The following is an 18,367-nucleotide window of genomic DNA, read 5'->3' as shown; positions in this document are numbered from 1 at the left end:
GCCGCCCTCAGCGGTGTGTCAGGCGCGGGCCGGAATTGCAGGCACCTTGCCCGCGTCCTTTTCCTGCTTGAAGGTATCGTCGAGTTTCTTGAGAAAGTCGGCGGAGCTGGTTTTCTTGAGCCAAACCTCTTCCATGCCGCTGACCAGATAGGTGTCGGTCGCCGGTGGCAGGAAAGTCCACGTCGTATAGCCATACTTGCCCGCGCCGACGGCGGCGGACAGCTCCTTCATGGCTTCCGTATAGAGCGGCAGCACCTTGTCCGACAGCTGCACCTTGGAGAGATCCGCCAGCGGCAGGTTCCATTCGCCTTGCCAGGCCGAGTTCATCTTGGTGTAGAAGTCGTCCTGGAACATGTAGTCGAGCACAGCGGCCGCACCATCGGGATTTTCCGACTTGGCATTGACCGAAAGCGTCGAGCCGATGCCGAGCGGAAAGATCGGATCGCCGGACGCGCTGGGAAAGCCGACGAAACCCGGCTCGGCATTGTTGTCAGGGAAATACGGTTTGACGTTGGTGAAGCTCCAGGTGCCCGTGGGCGCCATGCCCGCTTGACCGGTGGCAATCTGAGCGAAGGCCTGCTCGGAGGTCAGCGAGAAGTAGTTGTCGCCGTAATAGCCCTTGTCCCACCACTCGGCCAGCTTGTCGATTGCCGCGACGAAGGCCGGATCGGTCCATTGGATCGCTCCGGTCAATGCTTTGTGGACGGTTTCCGGACCAGCGATCGAATTCATGGCAATCGAGACATGCCACTCGTTTGCCGGACGCCAATCGGCATTGCCGGCGCCGAACGGTACAAGGCCCTTGCCCTTCATTTCATCGGCGAGTGCTTCAAGTTCAGCAATCGTCGTAGGTGCTTTCCAGTTGTTCTTGGCGAACAGCGTCTTGTTGTAGAAAAGCCCCAGCGTCTCATAGGTCTTGGCAAGCGCGTAGAGCTTGCCCTGGTAGCGGCCGAGATCGAGGAACAGAGGCAGCAGCCGTTCGTTCCAACCGTATTTCTTGGCATAATCGTCGAGTGACAGGAGTTGTCCGGCCTGCGCCATGGCGGCGACATAACTCGGGCCTGCGGTGAAGACGACGTCGGGTCCGGTGCCCGAGAGCATGGCGACACGAAGTTGCTTATCGAGGTCCGAGCCGCGGAAGTCGATGCTCAGGAGCTCTTCCGGATGGGCCGCGTTGAACGGGTCCACAAGCAGAGTCTCGAGATTGTCCTGGTTTTCCGGCGATGCCGATTCATACCAGAAGGCCACGGGCTTCTGGTCGGCCGAATAGGCGAGGCGCGGCAGGAGCGGCAGGCTTGCCAGACCAAGTCCGGCTTTCAGAATTGTACGGCGTTGCATGGTTTCTTCCTCCCAGTTTTGTAAGACGGCCAGCATCTAGATGGCTCGTGTCGAGCCTCGTTGGATAAGTTCAAAGGGCATTTCCAGCGCGGTTCCCGCACCGATCTTGGTGCCGCGAAGCCGCTCCATCAGTGTCTGTGCCGCGCGCGCGCCCATTTGCCATTGAAACTGTGCGACGGTGGTCAGCGGCGGCGTGACCAGCTTCGCTGCGGGAATGTCATCGAAGCCGACGACAGCGATCTCTTTGGGTATCTCGATGGCGTGCTCGCGCAGCGCCTGCATGACACCGACGGCCATCAGGTCATTCGCCGCGAATATCGCTGTCGGCTGAAACGTGCTTGCGAGTATCGCTTCGGCGGCGCGCGTGCCGCCGATCTCCGAGAATTCCTCGTCGATGATAACATGTTCCGGATATCCTGCCCTGGCGAGGGCCGAGCGATAGCCATCAATGCGAGTGGCCTGGGGGCCACCGCGGCCGGCTACCATGGCAATGCGCTTGTGGCCCTGGCCGATCAGGTGGTCCGTGACCGCAAGCGCCGCGGCAAAGCTGTCGACATAGATGTCGTCGACGACGATTTCGCCGCCGCGCTTCTTGGAAGACTCGATCCGCACCACCGGCACCCCTGCTTCGACCAGGGGGCTGAAATCGCTGGCACGCAAGGTGAAGAAGACGCCGATCACGCCATCGACGCGACCCTGACGGGCCCAATCGAGGAAGTGCCGCTCGCGTTCCGGCGTGCCATCGGTGTTGACCGCGATGACGTCGTAACTCAGGCCATCGGTCACCGATTGGATGCCGCGGATCAGCGATGGATAGAAAGGATTGGTGATGTCGGGCACGATGCAGGCAATGGTCATCGAACGGCTGGTCTTCAACGCCTGCGCAAAGCGGTTGGGAACGTAGCCAAGATCCTTGGCGGCCTTGGCGATGCGGGCCCACGTCTCTGCCGGGATCGAAGGAGCGCTACCGCCACCCAGCACCATTGAAACGGTGGCCTGCGAGACCCCCGCCGCCCTTGCCACATCCTTCTGGGTCGCTCTGCCGTTTGCCAACATTGCCATCGATTGCTTAGTGATACGTATTACTGATACGTATCACTAAACGGCAACCTATTATGTGTCAAGGCTCGGTCCCTCACATAGTTGCTATTGCGCCAGGGGCGTCGCTTTACGTCTACCTCGATCTCGGCAGTGCCGAAGGCCTCCCGCGAAATTGCCCGCGTCGTGGTTAGCGGACAGCAGCTTCGGCGATGGCGACATCCTCATCGGCAGTGCCGCCGCTGACGCCGACACCCGCATAGACCTTGCCTTCTTCGTCGACCAGAGGAATGCCTCCACCCATGGGGCAAAAACGCCCGCCACCCACCGTGGGCAGTGCATACAAAGGTTGGCCCGGCTGTACGAGCGGCAGGATGTCAGCCGTCCGCAGGCGCACAAGGGCCGAGGTATACGCCTTGCGCTCGGAAATCTCGAGCGCGAACACAGGCGCGCCGCTCATTCGATGCTGGAGCACCAGATTGCCGTGAACGTCGATGATGCATACTGCAACGGGGACATCGGCCTTTGTCGCCTCTGCCTCCACACGTTCGGCCAGCGACTTCGCTTTCGTGAGTAGATCCATTGGGTTGTTCCTTCTCTTTGAGGAGACGCCGTCGCCATCGACAGCGGTCTATCGCGGTGGCAACTCGCCCAGGTGGAAAGCCAGCCGGTTCTCGACATCTCCCGGCGCTTGGAAGCCCTTGGCGGTCAGCGCTTTGATCCCCTCCTGGGCGGCGGGCCGGCTCAGCGAAGCTATGCAGGCTTCCCAACCGGCGCCCAGCTCGACGTCCGGCGTCAGGCTGGTGTTGACCAAGCGCTTGGTCTGCGCGATCGCCCATTTGTCGAACCTGGAGATCCGCGTGGCGAGCGCGTCGACATACGCGTCGAGCTCTGCGTCGGGCAGGGCCTTGTTCACGTATCCATACGCCTCGGCCTGTTCGCCACGGATGTCCTCAGAGCTCAACAAAACCTCCATGGCTCGATTGCGGCCGATGAGGTGGGGCAGGCGGGCCATCGGTCCACCGCCGGCAACCATACCCACGCCAACTTCCCACTGGGAAATGATGGCCTTTTCCTTGCTAGCGAAAGCCATGTCGCAGGACAGGGTGATCTCGCTCCCGTTGCCCGTAGCGCGACCCCGGATAAGGGCGATCGAGGCGACCGGCGCGCGCGTCAGCCGTACAAGAAAATCCGGCCAGGGCGGCAGGCCCGTCCGCCCGGGCGGCAGCGCGAGCATATCCTCGATCCGCGCCTTGAAGTCTGAGTGGTTGAGGAAGTAGCCGTCGACGCTGCTGTCGAACACTACGACCCGAACGTCGTCGTCATCTTCGATGGCGTCGATCAGATGTGTGAATTCTTGGACCATCTGTGGACCCATGACATTGAGAGGCGCGTTGTCGAAGGTGACTCGCCAATAGGCAGGCGTCCGGCGTGTCAGGCGAATTTGCGAAGTGATTGTCTTGGCGTCCACTGGACCCTCCTTCGATGTTACATGCTCAGTGCCTCGAAGATGAGGCATTGCCTTCTGGCCTGCGATTGGACCAACGTATCGCCAGGACCATAGTGTCGGTCTGGCAGGGCAGGGCCGATGGTGATTCAAACGGGCTACTGACCCGTCCCAAGCAGCGGCCGTGCCGCCCCTAATCGCTTTGCGAAGTTCTGCTGTAACAGGCCTTAGCCCGGGATAAGCGCGCTGCCTCGAGCAAGCGCTGGCGCCGCCCGGCACTATTATGAATATCGGTTGCTAAGCGCGGCAGCCGGCGGCGGATCGATGGCGCCGGCCCTGACACGGGCTGGTTTCAGCGCCGGCGCGCCCGGATCCTTCACGATCGTCAGGCCGCGCGGGAAGAACTGGGTGTTGTGCTCGCCGCGCCCGATATTGATGATCGCGGCTCCCTTCAGATGCTTTTCCAGCATCGCCAGCACGCGGCGCAGCGCGGGGCCGTCGAAAGTGTCCATGGCCTCGTCGATTATCACCCATTTCGGCTGTCGCAAGGCGAGCCTGGCCACGCCTAGCAAGCGCTGTTCGTCATCGCCCAATTTATGGTCCCACCGCCCGACGCAGTCGAGCGACGACGACAGCCGTTCAAGACCGACCTCGGCGAGCACCGACACAATGTCGGCGTCACTCGCGGGAGCATGCCTGTTCGCGTGATTGAGCACGTCGCGCAACGTGCCGGCTGGCAAATACGGCACGCGCGGCACGAAGATGAGGGTTTCGCCCTCCGGCAGGCCGATCTTTCCGCTGCCCCAGGGCCAAAGCCCGGAAATCGCGCGGAAAAACAGCGTCTTGCTGGCGCCCGGCTCGCCGGTGATCATGACACGTTCGCCGGGGCGGATTTCGACATGCCGGTCGGAGAGTTTTGTGCAGCCCTCCGGCGAGGCCACTTCCAGCTTCTCGAAAGTCAGGCTGCCATTGGCGTTGTCGCCGAACTCGATGCGCCTTTCCTTGTCGTGCAGCACATCTGTTTCATCGAGTGCAATGCGGAAATCGGCAACGCGCATCAACGTGGCGCGCCAGTCGGCGATGCTGCCGATGTTGTCGATGAACCAGCGCAACGAAGAGTGGACCTGGTTGAAGGCGCCGACCGCCATCATCAGCCCGCCAAATGAGATATCGCCTGAGAAATAGACCGGTGAGGCGACCAGGATCGGCACTACGACGGTGATCCAGCCATAGGTGTCGGTTACCCAGGACAGGTTGATCTGCGCGGTGTATATGCGCCGCAGGGCGCCCAGCAGCGTGCCGAGATCGAGCTCGAGCCGACGCCTTGCGTCGGCCTCGCCATGATACAGCGCAATGGCATCGACATTCTCGTTGACGCGCACCATCGAGGAGCGCAGCTCCGCTTCGCGCGTATAGCGGTCGCTGTTNATGGCATCGACATTCTCGTTGACGCGCACCATCGAGGAGCGCAGCTCCGCTTCGCGCGTATAGCGGTCGCTGTTGAGGCTGATCAGCGGTCGACCGACCAGCCAGCTCAGCCATGAGGCGATGCCGGCATAAAGGATGGCGGCCCAGACCATGTAGCCAGGTATGGCCAGGAAAGTACCGCCGATATGAAACACGAAGCCCGAAGATAGTTGCCACAACACACCGACGAAGGACGCTAGCAGGATGCAAGACTGCAGCAACCCGACGCCAAGGTCGGTCGACAGGTCGGACAGATGCGCGGCATCCTGCTGCATGCGCTGATCAGGATTGACGCCGATGGCGCCGGCATTGGCCAGCCGGAAGGCGCGCGCCGGGCGCAGCCACTGGTCGATCAGGTCCAACGTCAGCGCCTGGCGCAGCTTCAGCCGGATCATCTGGTTGAGCCAGGTCTGGCCGATATTGAGCACCAGCAGCCCGCCGGCGATCATCGCAAAGACGAGAAGCTGATGCAGGAAGGCCGCCATGTCGCGGCGCGCCAGTGCATCGTAGAAGGGCTGGTTCCAGCTGTTGAGCCGGACCTGGCCGATCGACGTCGTGATGATGACGGCCATGATACCAACCGATGTCCACAGCAACCACTTGCGAACCGGCGATCCCACCAGCGCTCGCCTGATCGTCGCCACCTGATCGCGCAGGCTGCTGGCTTCGACCACCACGGTGACCGGCTGAGCGGCGGCCGGATTGTCCAATTGGTCAGCCATACAGGGATCCTTGCGTTCACGTGCGATGCTGAACTGGTTGAGGAGACTTGACCGTTCTCTGACCAGTCCGCTATCCCAGTACGATGGACACGTCGGGCGAATTCCAGGCGAGGCAGGTTTTCAGCTTGATCACCCAGCTCTCACCTGGCGAGACGATGTCGCTGCGCCTCCGCCGCTGGCTCGGCGCTCGAGCCGCATCGCACCACGCGGTAACAGCATCGGCACGAAGTCGCCGCGAAAGGCGCTGCACCCACCGGCATGCCCTCGTGGAGGCGTTTCTGCGCCTCCAAGGCGATAACGTTGGAAAAGATCGCCCACAGTCACCGAACCGGCCGCTTCAGCGATGCGTGCACGATGCCCCTTCTGCCCAACACGGTCCATAGAACCTTGGTGTCGGTGACAAGTTGAGCGCCGTCTTCCCAATGTGATCGCGATCAAATCCGGCTTTGCGTCAATTCGCTTGTGAGGACTGATTAAGGTGCGATCTAACCATGCGAGCGCGCCTATACCTTCGTCTGATTGGATCGGAACCGGCAATTCGTATTGTGACATGTCGAAAGAAACGCCAACGCGCGGCCTGTAGAGAGATGTGGATCATGACGCAGCAATTGAGCAAGACAATCGGTTCGGATCGCTTCCTCCGCACTCCGACAGATCTGGGTTCCGACGCTACCCGTGACATTGCTGCCGGCCTCGCCGGCCTGCTCGCCGACGTCTTCGCCCTGTATCTCAAGACCAAGAATTTTCATTGGCACATGAGTGGCCCAAATTTCCGGGACTATCACCTCCTGCTCGACGAGCATGCCGATCAGATTTTCGCGATGACCGACACGATCGCCGAGCGCGCGCGCAAGATCGGCGGCACCACGATCCGTTCGATCTCCGATATTGCGGGACGCCAGCGCATCCTTGACAACAATGCCGACTATGTTGACCCGCAGGACATGCTCGCCGAGCTTCACGGCGACAATAAGCAGTTGGTTGCCGAACTGCGTCGCGTCCATGAGCTGTGCGATAGCTATTCGGATATTGGCACTGCGAGCCTCGTCGAAGTGTGGATTGACGAAAGCGAACGGCGCAGTTGGTTTCTCTACGAGATTTGCCGCGTCTGAGCGGAAAAGCGTGGCAGGCGGCCGACGAGAGGCCGTACGCCCCTGTGACAAGCACGGGCGAGAATCGCGCCTTCGGTGTTGATGCGCCCCCTCCAACTGAACCGCAACGCGCTCGCATTAGACCGGCACGCTGACGCGACGGCCGGGTGCATCAATCCACGTCGACTGTCAAACTCGGCATCGGACCCAACTCATCGGGTCGGATGAAGGATCGAACCAACGACTCGGACCGCGTTGCTAGCCAGTTCCAGAGTGCGCAAGCGAAGTGGCGACCAGGGGGAAGCACACACCCGCAACCGATCCGCGCGGGGTAGATCTCCATTCCAGCGTGCCGCCAAGTTCTGCGGTCAGCGCGCGTATCAACCGTCGTCCAGCTCCCGCGGGGAGGCCAGAGCCCGCGCATCCGTCATCGCGAACAACGCACGAGACGCTGCTAACACCCTTGCTCAGTGCGACGTGGATGGAACCCTGTTGATCCTTCAGGCCATGGCGCGCCGCGTTCCGGACCAGTTCGGAGATGATCAGACCGACACGCCAGCATCGCGCGGCGTCGAGCACGATTTCATCCGTCGCAACGGTCAGCCGAATGCCCCGTTCAACGAGGGACGCCCGCGACAGGCTGGAACACAGCTTCCCGACATGATGACCGAGGTCGATGAATTCCTCGGCGATCGGTACGAGAAGGCATCGATGCGCCTCCGCCATCGCCTGCAAACGGTCCACCGCACGCCTCAACGCCGGCTCGGCTGCCACATTCCCTGGCGATGCGGCGGACGACAAGATCGCTATCGCTTCAGTATATTCGTCGATCACCCGGTGGCTGATCTCTTCAGCCAGATGCAAGGCCACCGGTCGGCACGATGCAAGTGATGGATTCGCAAATCCAGTCGGCATGGCCAGATCCTCCGGTAACGCCGTCCGCCGCGGGATGCCGTTCGCGACGTTACCAGACGACAACAGCAGACCCCAGCAGAACGTTCCATTGCACCAAGGTGTCGGCAATACTTAAGAGGGAGGAACGCCGTATCGAGGAATGGGCGGGTGCGCCCTTGCCGAACAATGATCAACACCCGCCTCCAAATATTGATCGTCGCTTTGGGGCCTCCGATGATTATAAATATCGTGTGACGGGCCACTGTATAGCCACCGATACAAAAGTGTACGCGACACCATTGGACAATGGTTGAGGGCCCCGATTGACCGCAAATCTGCACCACCGGCGGGCCTGGCGCAGGTCAGATTGGTAGCTGAGTGTCATCGAGGTTGTTATGGAAACTCAACAGAAAGTGGTCGTCATCACCGGGGGATCGCAAGGCATTGGCGCGGCGCTGGTAGAGGCCTATCTCGACCGCAATTACCGCGTCGTTGCCACCTCGCGCTCTGTCGAACCTTCCGAGAGATCGGACGTGCTTGCGATCACGGGTGATATCGGCGACCCCGCCACGGGGCCGAAAGTGGTCGAGGAAACACTCCAGCGCTTCGGACGCATAGACACGCTTATAAACAATGCCGGCATCTTCCTTGCCGGCCGTTTCACGAATTACTCGGAGGAGGATTACGCCCGTGTCGTGGCGACAAACCTGACCGGTTTTTTCTTCATCACCCAGGCTGTGATCGCCGTGATGGAACGCCAGGGCAGCGGCCATGTCGTCAACGTCACCACCACCTTGGTGAAGCAGGCTAACTCGAAGGTTCCATCGGTGCTCGCCTCGTTGACAAAGGGCGGTGTCGACGCCGCGACCCGAAGTCTGGCGATCGAGTATGCCCGCAGTGGAATCCGGGTGAATGCGGTGTCGCCTGGCGTGATCAGGACCCCGATGCACGCCCCAGAGACGTACGAGACGCTGGCGAGCCTGCATCCGATGGGCCGCCTCGGCGAGATTTCCGACATTGTCGGCGCGGTTCTCTACCTGGAGGACGCCCCGTTCGTGACGGGGGAAACGCTTCATGTCGATGGCGGTCAGAGCGCTGGCCACTGACTCAACCGGTCAATGGAGACCTTCATGCCTATCGTTACCGTTCAACTCACGCGCGAAGGCACCGAGCCCGGTGTGGACCATGTAACAGCGGAGCAGAAAGCAGCCATCTACAAGGGCATGAGCCAAGTACTGCTCGACGTCCTTGGCAAGCCGCTGGACTGGACCTGGGTCGTGTTCGAGGAAGTCGAGATGGAGAATTGGGGTTGGGGCGGGATGCCCGTCGGCGAATACCGCAAGCTGTTGGCTGCAAGGGGCGTTTGAGCCCCATCGCGTCTCCGGAACGCAATACTGGAGCTTCGACTGACATGGCTTCGTCTTCGACATCGGCAACTCTGGCGTACCGCACGGTCGAGGTCGGCGGGTTGGTACTATTCTACCGTGAAGCAGGCCCGCGCGATGCGCCGACCATCCTGCTGTTGCATGGTTTTCCGTCGTCATCGCGCATGTACGATACGCTGCTGCCGCTGCTCGCCGACCGCTATCATCTCATTGCGCCCGACTATCCTGGCTTTGGCCATAGCGACGCGCCGCCGCCGGACAGTTTCGCTTACACCTTCGAGCATCTGGCCGAGGTGATAGAGGGATTCGTCGAGGCGCTTGGGCTGAACTGTTACGTCCTCCTCCAGCAGGATTATGGTGGCCCCATCGGGATGCGGCTGGCGATGCGCCACCCTGAGCGCGTGCGGGCGATCATCATCCAGAATGCCGTGTCGCATAAAGAAGGCCTCGGACCGTTGTGGGAGGCGCGCAAGGCCTTCTGGTTGGACCGCGCCGCACACGAGGAAAAAGTGATGTCCACTTTCACCTCGATCGAGGCCGCACGACAGCGCCATGTCGGCCGCAGCCCCAGACCAGAGCGATACAATCCGGACAGCTGGACCGACGAGGCCGCGATGCTCTCGCGCCCGGGGCAGGGCCGCGTCCAGTCCGATCTGTTCTACGATTACAAAAGCAACGTCGCCGCCTATCCGGTCTGGCAGGCCTGGCTGCGTGTGCACCAGCCGCCAATGCTGGTGGCGTGGGGACGCTACGATCCGTCCTTCACCGTCGCCGGCGCTTATGCCTATGCCCGCGATGTGCCAGGCGCAGAGATCCACATTCTCGACGCCGGACATTTTGCACTCGATGAAAAACTCGACGACATCGTGAGATTGGTCCGCGACTTTCTGGATCGTCAGTTCGAACAGGGGACATGACAAGACCGCGCTTGAGAAGGGCCCCGGCGCTATGACCGCTATAAGGACCCGCCGCTGATCGCATCAACCTATACGCAGCACCGTGGCTCGGTAGGTGGCGCCAGGTTAAAGCACTGGCCGGCATGGCGCTTTGGGCCTGACGGCTGCTCCCCGCCGATTTCGACTTTCTCAGATGAAGCTGGTCTCGCTGATGTCGATCGAGACCATGAGCATGTCCAGGATCGGTCGCCTGTCAGGCCCGCGCGTGTACGCCAGCCGGCGGCTCGGCAAGCGCAACCCGTTGGCTTCGGAATAATCCGAAATCAGCTGCGCCGCCGCGAAGCCGCCGGCGATATTCACCTGGTAGTCGTGCCGCCGCAGCATCAGGTCCTCGCCGAAGAAGAAGTCTTGGACGGCACTGTGCGTAGCTACAGTGCTCGGGAACTCTGCACGCAAGACACGCCACGTCTCGCCGCCCTCCTGCCAGGACTCGGTTTCGTGGACGCGGACGCCGTCCATGGCGAGCACGAATGGGGTTGTCAGATAGGTCCAGAGGGCCTCTCCATTAAAGTATGCCCGATGCAGCGCGTCCCAGGGCGTGTTCATCTGGTGACCGGCGAAGGAGTCCAGCGGCGCGCGGCGCTCAGCGACGAGTGCGCCGTCCAGCTTCTCGATCGCGATGCGGTCAGGGGTAAACATGGTTCTCTGATCCGACGCTCCATATGGCTGGACGGAAGAGCGTTCTTCATGAAGCCAGACCGTCATGGGTCCTGGATAAGGCCCTTAAGCGCGAAGAAACCGCCGCCCGTGACAATCATAGCCTGAACCTTTTCATGCGCGCGCCAACGCTCGGGTCCGCCGTGAGCATCGAGGATCATCGCGAGCAACTCGTTCATTTCGGATCTCCGCTTGGAGTGACCAGACTAACGCCCTTCCAAGCCCGCCTTGGCTCTGGCGATTGGCATCATGCCCTCTGCAAGACGTCCAGATGGACGAGCTTACTTAATCGGGAAGTCCGGTCCTTAGGCCATAGGACGATGGTGTCGCCGATACCTTCGTAACGATCAAAGAGGCGACCCGAAGAACCGATGGGAAGGTCAGGCATTAACCTTGGGCTCCTCACACCGATCGGGCGCGGGACCTCGGTCGAGGGGTAGGTTCTCGGCGCGTATGGCTGGAAACATCTTGGTGGCTTGAAACCTGCCCTGGAAGATTGGCGGATGCGGTGCGTTCAGCTTTCGCGACCTGGAATGGACGCTCCAGTGAGCTCTTCGCTGAGCTGCATAAGGCGTTCGGCCAATCCGGGATCGACCGCGTAAGGGCGTACCCCAAGCCCTTGGGACTCCGGCGGCACGAGGGAAGCGACGTCGCAGTCCTCGCAATATAGGCCTCCCAATCCTTCTAGCTGCTGGCTGGTGGCGCACCAGACTTCGGTTGCGGCGCCCTGCTCAGGGGTCTTGATGAAATCGGCGGGATCGGTGAACGCGCGGCCCTGCGCGTCGGCGACCGGGATGGCCTTGACCTCGGCCGCCGACATGTGACGTGCGAGACCCGTGTCGATGATCCGTCCGGGGTGCAGCGAGAACGCCCTGATCCGATCAGCCTTGCCGCGCGCGTCGACACCGACTGCGAAAAGCGCATTGGCCGTTTTGGATTGGCCGTAGGCGACCCATCGATCGTATGGGCGGTTCACAAAGTTAACGTCTTCGAAGTTCATTGGACTGAAACGGTGTCCGCGTGAGGAGACCGCGACGACGCGGGCACCCTGCGCACGTTGGAGTGCGGGCCACACTCTTGCCGTCAACTGGAAATGACCGAGGTGATTGATTGCGAACTGCGATTCATAACCGCGATTATCGCGGGAAAGCGGATTCGCCATCACTCCCGCGTTGTTGATGAGGATATGCACAGGTCGGCCGGTCGAAAGAAACTGCGTCGCAAATGCATCGATCGATTTCGGCTCAGCCAAGTCCAGCATCGCTGCTTCAACGTTCAACAGGCTGTCGATCGCTGGTGTTGCACGATCGACATCGCGGACGGCGACAACCACCGCCGCGCCGGCGTTTGCGAGCGCACGGGTAGCTTCAAGACCGAGCCCGGATGCGCCGCCCGTGACGATTGCCTGCTTGCCCGAGAGATCCATACCGTCGACCACCTCAAGAGCAGTGGTCATATAATTGAAGCCCGAAGGAAGGGGATGTTGCCTATTGGTCATTGCCGGTTCTCCATTTGGCTGATGGACCAAAGATTGGGTGGATTATCGATGATCATCGCAAGGAGTTCGTTCATTTCGGGTCTCCGATTGGAGCAACCGAGGTAGCGCCTCTCCGAGTCCGCCTTAGCTCTGGTGGTGGGCATCACGCCCGCCCCAGGGCGTCCAGATACGTCCAGCTCATTTGATCGGGAAATCCGGTCCTGATGCCATAGGACGATAGTGTCGACGATGCCTTGGTGACGATTAAAGGGGCCCCGTGAAAAGCCAAGGCCCCTGGCACAACTTCCCCATCTCGTCCCATGCGCGGTGCGGGAACCCTGTCGAAAGGCAGGTTCTCGGCGCGGCGGGCGTAACCTTCGCCGACCGCTAGATGGATCGATACCAAAGGCCAGCTTAAAGCCCGTGTCGGCGCGGGCCATATTGAACTTGTCAGCGCGTGCCAAGGCGGTGCGCGAAGATTTCAAAAACCTGTCTCGATAGGAGTCGCGGGTGGTCCAAGTACAAGTTGAGGATGAAATCTACGCAATGCCCCCGCGGCACGGGTTTATCGTCGCGCACTTTCTGACGGTCGCCAACATAGAACGCTCGGCGCGATTCTATGAGATGGTCTTCGGCGGTCACATCCTGAGCCTTGGCGACAGCAGTGGCGCGCCGGGATACATTCAGTTGGCCAACACGTGGCTCATCGTCAACATCGGAGGCGGTCCCACACCTGACAAACCGTCGGTAACACTCGGCGTGCCACCGGATCCCGATTCACTCAGTAGCTTCATGAATATCCGCGTTGCCGACATCCACGGCTGCTATGAACAGTGGCGAGCGCGGGGCGCTAAATTCATCACCGAGCCGATGGAAAAGTACGGCGAGACGCGGTGCTACATTCGCGATCCAGACGGCTATATCATCGAAGTGGGTCAGAGTAAGCCGGAGGTGGATTACGGTTAACCCCGGAAGGACGCATAGTCAGCTCTGATCCGCAGCAGTATAGTCAGCCCATCGATCGCGAGTGAGCAGAGCGGTAGCGAGATCGCAATTCTCCTGTGCTAGAGCAGAATCTGATCATTCAGGCTCGTATCCTGCGGCGCAGAAGTAGTTTGAGCACTCCTCGGCGGTGAAGCGTGGCAAGGCGTCGCGGATTGCGTCCCAANTAGAGCAGAATCTGATCACTCAGGCTCGTATCCTGCGGCGCAGAAGTAGTTTGAGCACTCCTCGGCGGTGAAGCGTGGCAAGGCGTCGCGGATTGCGTCCCAAAGCTCGGGGATGTTGCGTGCGGCGGCTTTCCTGAGGATCGACTTCAGCTTGGAGAAGGCATTCTCGATTGATGGTGTGGATGGCTCCTGCTCCCGGCGTCGCATTGCGCCATAGTTNATCGACTTCAGCTTGGAGAAGGCATTCTCGATTGATGGTGTGGATGGCTCCTGCTCCCGGCGTCGCATTGCGCCATAGTTGGGATGTTGTCGTCCCGAGCAAAGGAGCCATCCATGTCAGAACTTGCCACAGTTGGCATCGACCTCGCAAAGAGTGTCTTCCAGATCCATGGTGTCGATGGGAACGGTCGGGTTCTCGTACGCCGTCAGCTTCGCCGCAGCCAGTTGCTGGTGTTTTTCCAGAAGCGTCCACGATGCCTGATCGGCATGGAGGCTTGCGCAGGNTCTCACGATTGGGGGCGCAGGCTTCTGGAGATGGGGCACGACGTCCGGCTGATGCCGCCCTCCTATGTGAAGCCTTACGTGAAGCGCGGGAAGACGGATGCTGCGGATGCGGCCGCCATCTGTGAAGCCGTGACACGCCCCTCCATGCGGTTTGTCGCCATCAAGAGCGAAGCCTGCTCGTCGGTTCTGGTTCTTCACCGCACGCGAGACTTTCTGGTTCGCCAGCGCACGCAGATCGGCAACGCGATCCGGGCCCACATGACGGAGTTCGGCGTCATCGCGGCGAAGGGCGCGCAGAACGTCAATCGACTGAAGGATCAACTGGATCAACTGCCGGAAGTAGCTCGAATGCCTGTGAGTTTGCTCTTCGATCAGTTGGCCGAGACGGACAAGCGGATCGAGCGGCTGACCGACGAGCTCGAAGAGACCTACGCGCAAAGCGAGACAAGCCAGCGTCTAGCCACAATCCCAGGTGTGGGGATGCTGTCGGCGACGATCATCGCGGCGACGACGCCGGATGTCGACAATTTCGGCAGCGCAAGGGACTATGCCGCCTGGCTCGGCCTCACTCCCAAGCCGCACTCCACCGGAGGCAAGCAGAGGGNCCGGATGTCGACAATTTCGGCAGCGCAAGGGACTATGCCGCCTGGCTCGGCCTCACTCCCAAGCCGCACTCCACCGGAGACAAGCAGAGGGTGGGCCGGATCTCGAAGATGGGCAATCGTTATATCCGACGCTTGCTGTATCTGGGCGCCATGGCGCAGATCATGCTCAGATGCAGACTCAAGCGCGAGCCGAGCTCGGACTGGCTATCGGGCATGCTGATGCGAAAGAAGACGAAGATCGTCGCCGTCGCTTTGGCGCATCGCATGGCACGAACAATATTCGCCGTCCTGAGGGGCGGATCGCGTTACGAGCCGCAGTCAGCCTGACAGGCTCTCGGAATGGTCAGGGCAAAGTGAGGTGATGGCGAACAAACGGAGACGAAGAACCAGGACACCCCGATTAATCCGAAGCGCCTCGAGCGCGCTCGATTGAGTGGGACCTGTTCTCCAAGCGGATATTCATCAGGGCGCGCAGCGATCCCGTTGCACATTCAGACGCCGTATACATGGCCGCAACCGACCTGTTCACCAAACCCGATCCGATACCCTTGACCCGCAGGAGCCATCCATACACGGGTTAAAGAGAACGGGCATGGCGGCGCTGGCGCGCAGGCAGTCAGGACCGATCGCCTCGTGCATCGTGTCGAAAACCACGTCCGAGCCTTTCTCGACGTCTACAGCCAATATGTCAACCGTGGGTCTGCTTCGTTCAGAAGGTCGAAGTCGACCAGTTCGCAAAGGGTCTCGCGTGTGGCACAGGTCTCGAGAATGCTGACCTTTCGCCGTACTGGGCCGGAGATCGGCCACGCGGCAAACAGTTCGGGGCCGAAGAGCCCAGGCCTCCCGCTTACGATAGTCTGCAATGCCGCGAATGACTTTTCCAAGCGCTGCCACGACGGTTAACCCACACGCCAGCTTGCGAACCGACGGTCGTCTGTTCGGCTTTTGCCCAAAAGGCATGAAGGCGGTTCAGTCGATCTTCTGGCCGGTTGCCGGCGATGATCGCGCCGGTAATTGCTCCAATCGAGGTGCCGACGACGTGCTTCGGCTGGTGGCCCTTCTCAACAAGCGCTTCGTACGCTCCGGCCCAGCGCATTACCCCCTGACAGCACAAGAACGAGATTGTCTGATATGTTCATAAAGCAGACCTGTCATGCTGGTGGGCGGATCGACTTTGTCCTTGCGTATCCGGGTGCGGCCCATCTTTCTTTTTGTTATCGCTGTGCATCTCAGCATGCACGAAGCGGCCGCGCGACTACTATGCTGCGCGGACGATCTCAAAGCTGGTCTCTTCGAGATCAAGATCGAACGCTACTAATCGACCACGCCTGACCGCAATTGCCGCCGCCAACTCGGCAAGCTCGTCATCCGTGTGCTCGCAAAAAGCTGCCACGTTCCTGACAAAGGTAACCGCATCCCGGGTCGACACGACGGAGAACCGCCTGCGGGAATTCACGAAGGCTTCAGCGACCTCGGCGACGGATGAAGCTCGGTCCAAGTTAACTAGCATGCTTGCACCTCTGCACGACGCCACGCCAAAGCTCGGCCCGCGCAAATTGTTCCCGTTGGCTCACAATGCCGCCTTCCTTTCAAATGGTAATGCTGACGCGGGGGCCAGGAACATGGCGGGCGCCGTCTGCCACCAAGAGTCGGTCGAGAATTCGTGTTCGACCGGAAAAGCTCACCTCATCAGCGAGGCATGGACCCGACTATGGCTCGACGCCTGGAAGCGTGATCCGAAGATCGAACGCTGCCACGGCAAAGGGAGCAATCTGCATTCTTTCATTTGTCATCACCCTGATTTTCGCGAACGCGCTTCAGCAGCGCGCGGCACAGCGATCGCGCCTGTCGCCCTTAGCCACCAAATCGAGCAAAGCGATCCGTCGGGTGGAAACTTGCACGATGCGTGGCGATCGCGGCGCGATGTCAGGGAGCCAAAGCAGTCGCCTTACTTAGCGATCTCGCCTGAATGATCGAAATGGATCGCTAGGCCACAAGCGACGGCTCGCTCCGCGATCATATTGACGAGATGGCTATCGCCTACCGACGGTGCCGGAAAGACCTGTTTCAGAGCCATGAGAGCATGCTGTGTGGACAACAGGCCCCTTCCCTTTCGGCTGCTCACATATTGGTCGATCACGGATTCCAGTGGCATTCGCCTGCTCTCCACATCTCACAGGATTTGCTTAGCTTAGCTGGCCAGCTGCAGCATTCACATTCGTTAAGGCGTTCCTCATTTCGGCGAACAACGTCGGGCGTTCCGTCTCGGCGGAACACTACGTCCAGCGCCACTCATCGGGAGCGGAACATCGGCGCTTCTACACTATTCTATGTTTGTGGATGTGACCTGCTACTGAACTGTCATCCAGCTGCGATTAGAGCCTCGACCGTTTTTGTTACGCCTTGTGGCGCGGGTTGAGCAACCGGCGGAGGCGCGGAGCCTTCCATCAGCACAGCGTCGGAGCCGGTTGCGGTGATGACCTGGGCATAGGCTGCCGGGGTCTGGTAGCCGAGCGAGGAATGTGGCCTCGCGGTGTTGAAGTCCTCCCTCCATTCGGCGATGGCGCTTCGGGCGTGGTCGAGACCGAAGAACAGGCTCTCGTTCAACAGCTCATCGCGCATCCGGCCGTTGAAACTCTCGACATAGCCGTTCTGCATCGGCTTGCCCGGCGCGATGTAGTGCCATTCGATCCTGTAATCCTTCGACCAGGCGAGGATGGCGTTCGAGGTGAACTCGGTGCCGTGATCGGAGACGATCATGCGTGGCTTGCCGCGCTGGGTGATCAGTTCCGTCAGTTCACGGGCAACCCGACGGCCGGAGATCGAGGTGTCCGGGATCGCCGCCAGGCATTCGCGCGTCACGTCGTCGACGACGTTGAGCACGCGAAACCTGCGGCCGCAGGCGAACTGGTCATGCACGAAATCCAGCGACCAGCGCGCGTTCGGCTTTGCCTCGACCAGGATCGGCGCCCGCGTGCCGACCGCTCGCCGCCTTGCCCGGCGCTTGCGCACCGTCAGGCCCTCCTCGCGGTACAGACGATAGATGCGGTTGACCCCAGATGCCTCGCCCTCGCGCCTGAGCAGGATGAACAGCCGCCTGTAGCCAAAGCGTCGGCGCTCATTGGCGAGGTCGCGCAACCTGCCACGCAGCTCCGTCTCGGGCGGACGCCTTGACCGGTAGCGGATCATCTTGCGATCGGCGCCCACAAAGGAACAGGCCCGACGCTCCGACAGACCCATGACGGCCTGCAGATGCGCGACGGCTTCGCGCTTGGCGGCGGGCCCTACCATTTTTTTGACAGAAGCTCACGCAGCGCCGAGGCTTCCAGCATCTGATCGGCGAGCAGCTTCTTCAGCTTGGCGTTCTCGTCTTCCAGCGCCTTCAGCCGCTTGGCGTCGGACACGTCCATCCCGCCATACTTCGCCTTCCAATTATACAGCGTCGCCTCCGAGACCCCGTGCTTGCGGGCCAGATCGCCCGCCTTTACACCCGCCTCATGCTCGCGCAGAACCGCAATGATCTGCTCTTCTGTGAACCGCTTTCTCTTCATCAGTCCGTCCTTCGATCAAGGGCCGGACTCTAATCTCAGATGGAGGAAATTCTTAGGGGCAGGTCA

16 protein-coding genes and 2 pseudogenes are annotated in these 18,367 nt (G+C 60.7%); 8 read left to right on the top strand and 10 right to left on the bottom strand.

Annotated features, from left to right (window positions below):
• Positions 1–18 precede the first annotated feature (18 nt).
• From X742_RS145115 to X742_RS145135, 5 genes are all read right to left on the bottom strand, one after another.
• Entirely contained in the window at positions 19–1,338 is a 1,320-nt protein-coding gene (locus tag X742_RS145115) for an extracellular solute-binding protein (RefSeq protein ID WP_031248340.1), read from the bottom strand.
• Between the two features lie 36 nt (positions 1,339–1,374).
• Positions 1,375–2,391, bottom strand: a complete 1,017-nt coding sequence (locus X742_RS145120) for a LacI family DNA-binding transcriptional regulator (RefSeq protein ID WP_245275611.1) — start codon at positions 2,389–2,391, stop codon at positions 1,375–1,377.
• Between the two features lie 175 nt (positions 2,392–2,566).
• Positions 2,567–2,959 carry a heme-binding protein gene (locus tag X742_RS145125; RefSeq protein ID WP_023774380.1) on the bottom strand — a complete coding sequence of 131 codons (393 nt, stop codon included), beginning with the start codon at positions 2,957–2,959 and terminating at the stop codon, positions 2,567–2,569.
• A gap of 48 nt (positions 2,960–3,007) precedes the next feature.
• Positions 3,008–3,847: an enoyl-CoA hydratase/isomerase family protein gene (locus tag X742_RS145130; RefSeq protein WP_023774379.1), complete on the bottom strand. Its 840-nt coding sequence runs from the start codon at positions 3,845–3,847 to the stop codon at positions 3,008–3,010.
• A 257-nt stretch (positions 3,848–4,104) separates the two neighbouring features.
• The gene (locus tag X742_RS145135) at positions 4,105–6,012 is read right to left on the bottom strand and encodes an ABC transporter ATP-binding protein/permease (RefSeq protein ID WP_023774378.1); all 1,908 of its coding nucleotides are present in this window, start codon (positions 6,010–6,012) and stop codon (positions 4,105–4,107) included.
• A gap of 596 nt (positions 6,013–6,608) precedes the next feature.
• Between X742_RS145135 and X742_RS145140 the strand changes: the two genes are divergently transcribed.
• From X742_RS145140 to X742_RS145160, 5 genes are all read left to right on the top strand, one after another.
• Positions 6,609–7,124 (top strand): DNA starvation/stationary phase protection protein, encoded by a 516-nt coding sequence (locus tag X742_RS145140; protein WP_031248339.1) that lies wholly within the window; start codon positions 6,609–6,611, stop codon positions 7,122–7,124.
• Positions 7,125–7,595: 471 nt separating this feature from the next.
• Complete coding sequence (locus tag X742_RS1000000175955; protein WP_031248338.1) at positions 7,596–7,994, top strand: hypothetical protein; 399 nt, start codon at positions 7,596–7,598, stop codon at positions 7,992–7,994.
• Positions 7,995–8,392: 398 nt separating this feature from the next.
• Positions 8,393–9,103, top strand: a complete 711-nt coding sequence (locus X742_RS145150; RefSeq protein WP_023774375.1) for an SDR family oxidoreductase — start codon at positions 8,393–8,395, stop codon at positions 9,101–9,103.
• A 24-nt stretch (positions 9,104–9,127) separates the two neighbouring features.
• Positions 9,128–9,364, top strand: coding sequence for a 4-oxalocrotonate tautomerase family protein (locus X742_RS145155; RefSeq protein ID WP_031248336.1), 237 nt, complete (start codon positions 9,128–9,130; stop codon positions 9,362–9,364).
• Between the two features lie 44 nt (positions 9,365–9,408).
• Complete coding sequence (locus tag X742_RS145160; RefSeq protein WP_023774373.1) at positions 9,409–10,299, top strand: alpha/beta hydrolase; 891 nt, start codon at positions 9,409–9,411, stop codon at positions 10,297–10,299.
• A 168-nt stretch (positions 10,300–10,467) separates the two neighbouring features.
• Here the strand turns inward: X742_RS145160 and X742_RS05275 are convergent, their stop codons facing one another.
• The 3 genes from X742_RS05275 to X742_RS145165 form a co-directional block, all read right to left on the bottom strand.
• Complete coding sequence (locus tag X742_RS05275) at positions 10,468–10,977, bottom strand: hypothetical protein (protein ID WP_245275610.1); 510 nt, start codon at positions 10,975–10,977, stop codon at positions 10,468–10,470.
• 62 nt (positions 10,978–11,039) lie between these two features.
• The gene (locus tag X742_RS1000000176620; protein ID WP_023774371.1) at positions 11,040–11,174 is read right to left on the bottom strand and encodes a hypothetical protein; all 135 of its coding nucleotides are present in this window, start codon (positions 11,172–11,174) and stop codon (positions 11,040–11,042) included.
• A gap of 335 nt (positions 11,175–11,509) precedes the next feature.
• Positions 11,510–12,493 (bottom strand): oxidoreductase, encoded by a 984-nt coding sequence (locus tag X742_RS145165; protein WP_023774370.1) that lies wholly within the window; start codon positions 12,491–12,493, stop codon positions 11,510–11,512.
• A 489-nt stretch (positions 12,494–12,982) separates the two neighbouring features.
• Between X742_RS145165 and X742_RS145170 the strand changes: the two genes are divergently transcribed.
• On the top strand, positions 12,983–13,438 hold the full coding sequence (locus X742_RS145170) for a VOC family protein (RefSeq protein WP_023774369.1): 456 nt from the start codon (positions 12,983–12,985) through the stop codon (positions 13,436–13,438).
• 218 nt (positions 13,439–13,656) lie between these two features.
• Here X742_RS145170 and X742_RS1000000172995 read toward each other — a convergent pair.
• Positions 13,657–13,812 (bottom strand): annotated as a pseudogene (locus tag X742_RS1000000172995) (IS630 family transposase); the annotation flags it as partial.
• Between the two features lie 162 nt (positions 13,813–13,974).
• Here X742_RS1000000172995 and X742_RS01000000170575 point away from each other — a divergent pair.
• Positions 13,975–15,077: pseudogene (locus X742_RS01000000170575) on the top strand (IS110 family transposase).
• A 1,181-nt stretch (positions 15,078–16,258) separates the two neighbouring features.
• Positions 16,259–16,723 (top strand): hypothetical protein, encoded by a 465-nt coding sequence (locus X742_RS1000000174225; RefSeq protein ID WP_156939435.1) that lies wholly within the window; start codon positions 16,259–16,261, stop codon positions 16,721–16,723.
• 388 nt (positions 16,724–17,111) lie between these two features.
• Here X742_RS1000000174225 and X742_RS145185 read toward each other — a convergent pair.
• A protein-coding gene (locus X742_RS145185) for an IS3 family transposase (RefSeq protein ID WP_156939434.1) occupies positions 17,112–18,301 on the bottom strand; the annotation gives its coding sequence in 2 pieces (ribosomal slippage) (positions 17,112–18,049 and positions 18,049–18,301; 1,191 coding nt in all).
• Positions 18,302–18,367 lie beyond the last annotated feature (66 nt).

This window comes from Mesorhizobium sp. LNHC229A00, assembly GCF_000502415.1.
Classification (GTDB): Bacteria; Pseudomonadota; Alphaproteobacteria; order Rhizobiales; family Rhizobiaceae; genus Mesorhizobium.
This window is presented reverse-complemented; position numbering and strand designations above follow the sequence as displayed.

Bases quoted from the DNA above. Each gene is read 5' to 3' on its own strand.
- X742_RS145115 (WP_031248340.1), bottom strand. From the start codon at position 1,338: ATGCAACGCCGTACAATTCTGAAAGCCGGACTTGGTCTGGCAAGCCTG.
- X742_RS145125 (WP_023774380.1), bottom strand. From the start codon at position 2,959: ATGGATCTACTCACGAAAGCGAAGTCGCTGGCCGAACGTGTGGAGGCA.
- X742_RS145140 (WP_031248339.1), top strand. From the start codon at position 6,609: ATGACGCAGCAATTGAGCAAGACAATCGGTTCGGATCGCTTCCTCCGC.
- X742_RS145150 (WP_023774375.1), top strand. From the start codon at position 8,393: ATGGAAACTCAACAGAAAGTGGTCGTCATCACCGGGGGATCGCAAGGC.
- X742_RS145155 (WP_031248336.1), top strand. From the start codon at position 9,128: ATGCCTATCGTTACCGTTCAACTCACGCGCGAAGGCACCGAGCCCGGT.
- X742_RS145160 (WP_023774373.1), top strand. From the start codon at position 9,409: ATGGCTTCGTCTTCGACATCGGCAACTCTGGCGTACCGCACGGTCGAG.
- X742_RS05275 (WP_245275610.1), bottom strand. From the start codon at position 10,977: ATGTTTACCCCTGACCGCATCGCGATCGAGAAGCTGGACGGCGCACTC.
- X742_RS1000000176620 (WP_023774371.1), bottom strand. From the start codon at position 11,174: ATGAACGAGTTGCTCGCGATGATCCTCGATGCTCACGGCGGACCCGAG.
- X742_RS145165 (WP_023774370.1), bottom strand. From the start codon at position 12,493: ATGACCAATAGGCAACATCCCCTTCCTTCGGGCTTCAATTATATGACC.
- X742_RS1000000174225 (WP_156939435.1), top strand. From the start codon at position 16,259: ATGCTTGCACCTCTGCACGACGCCACGCCAAAGCTCGGCCCGCGCAAA.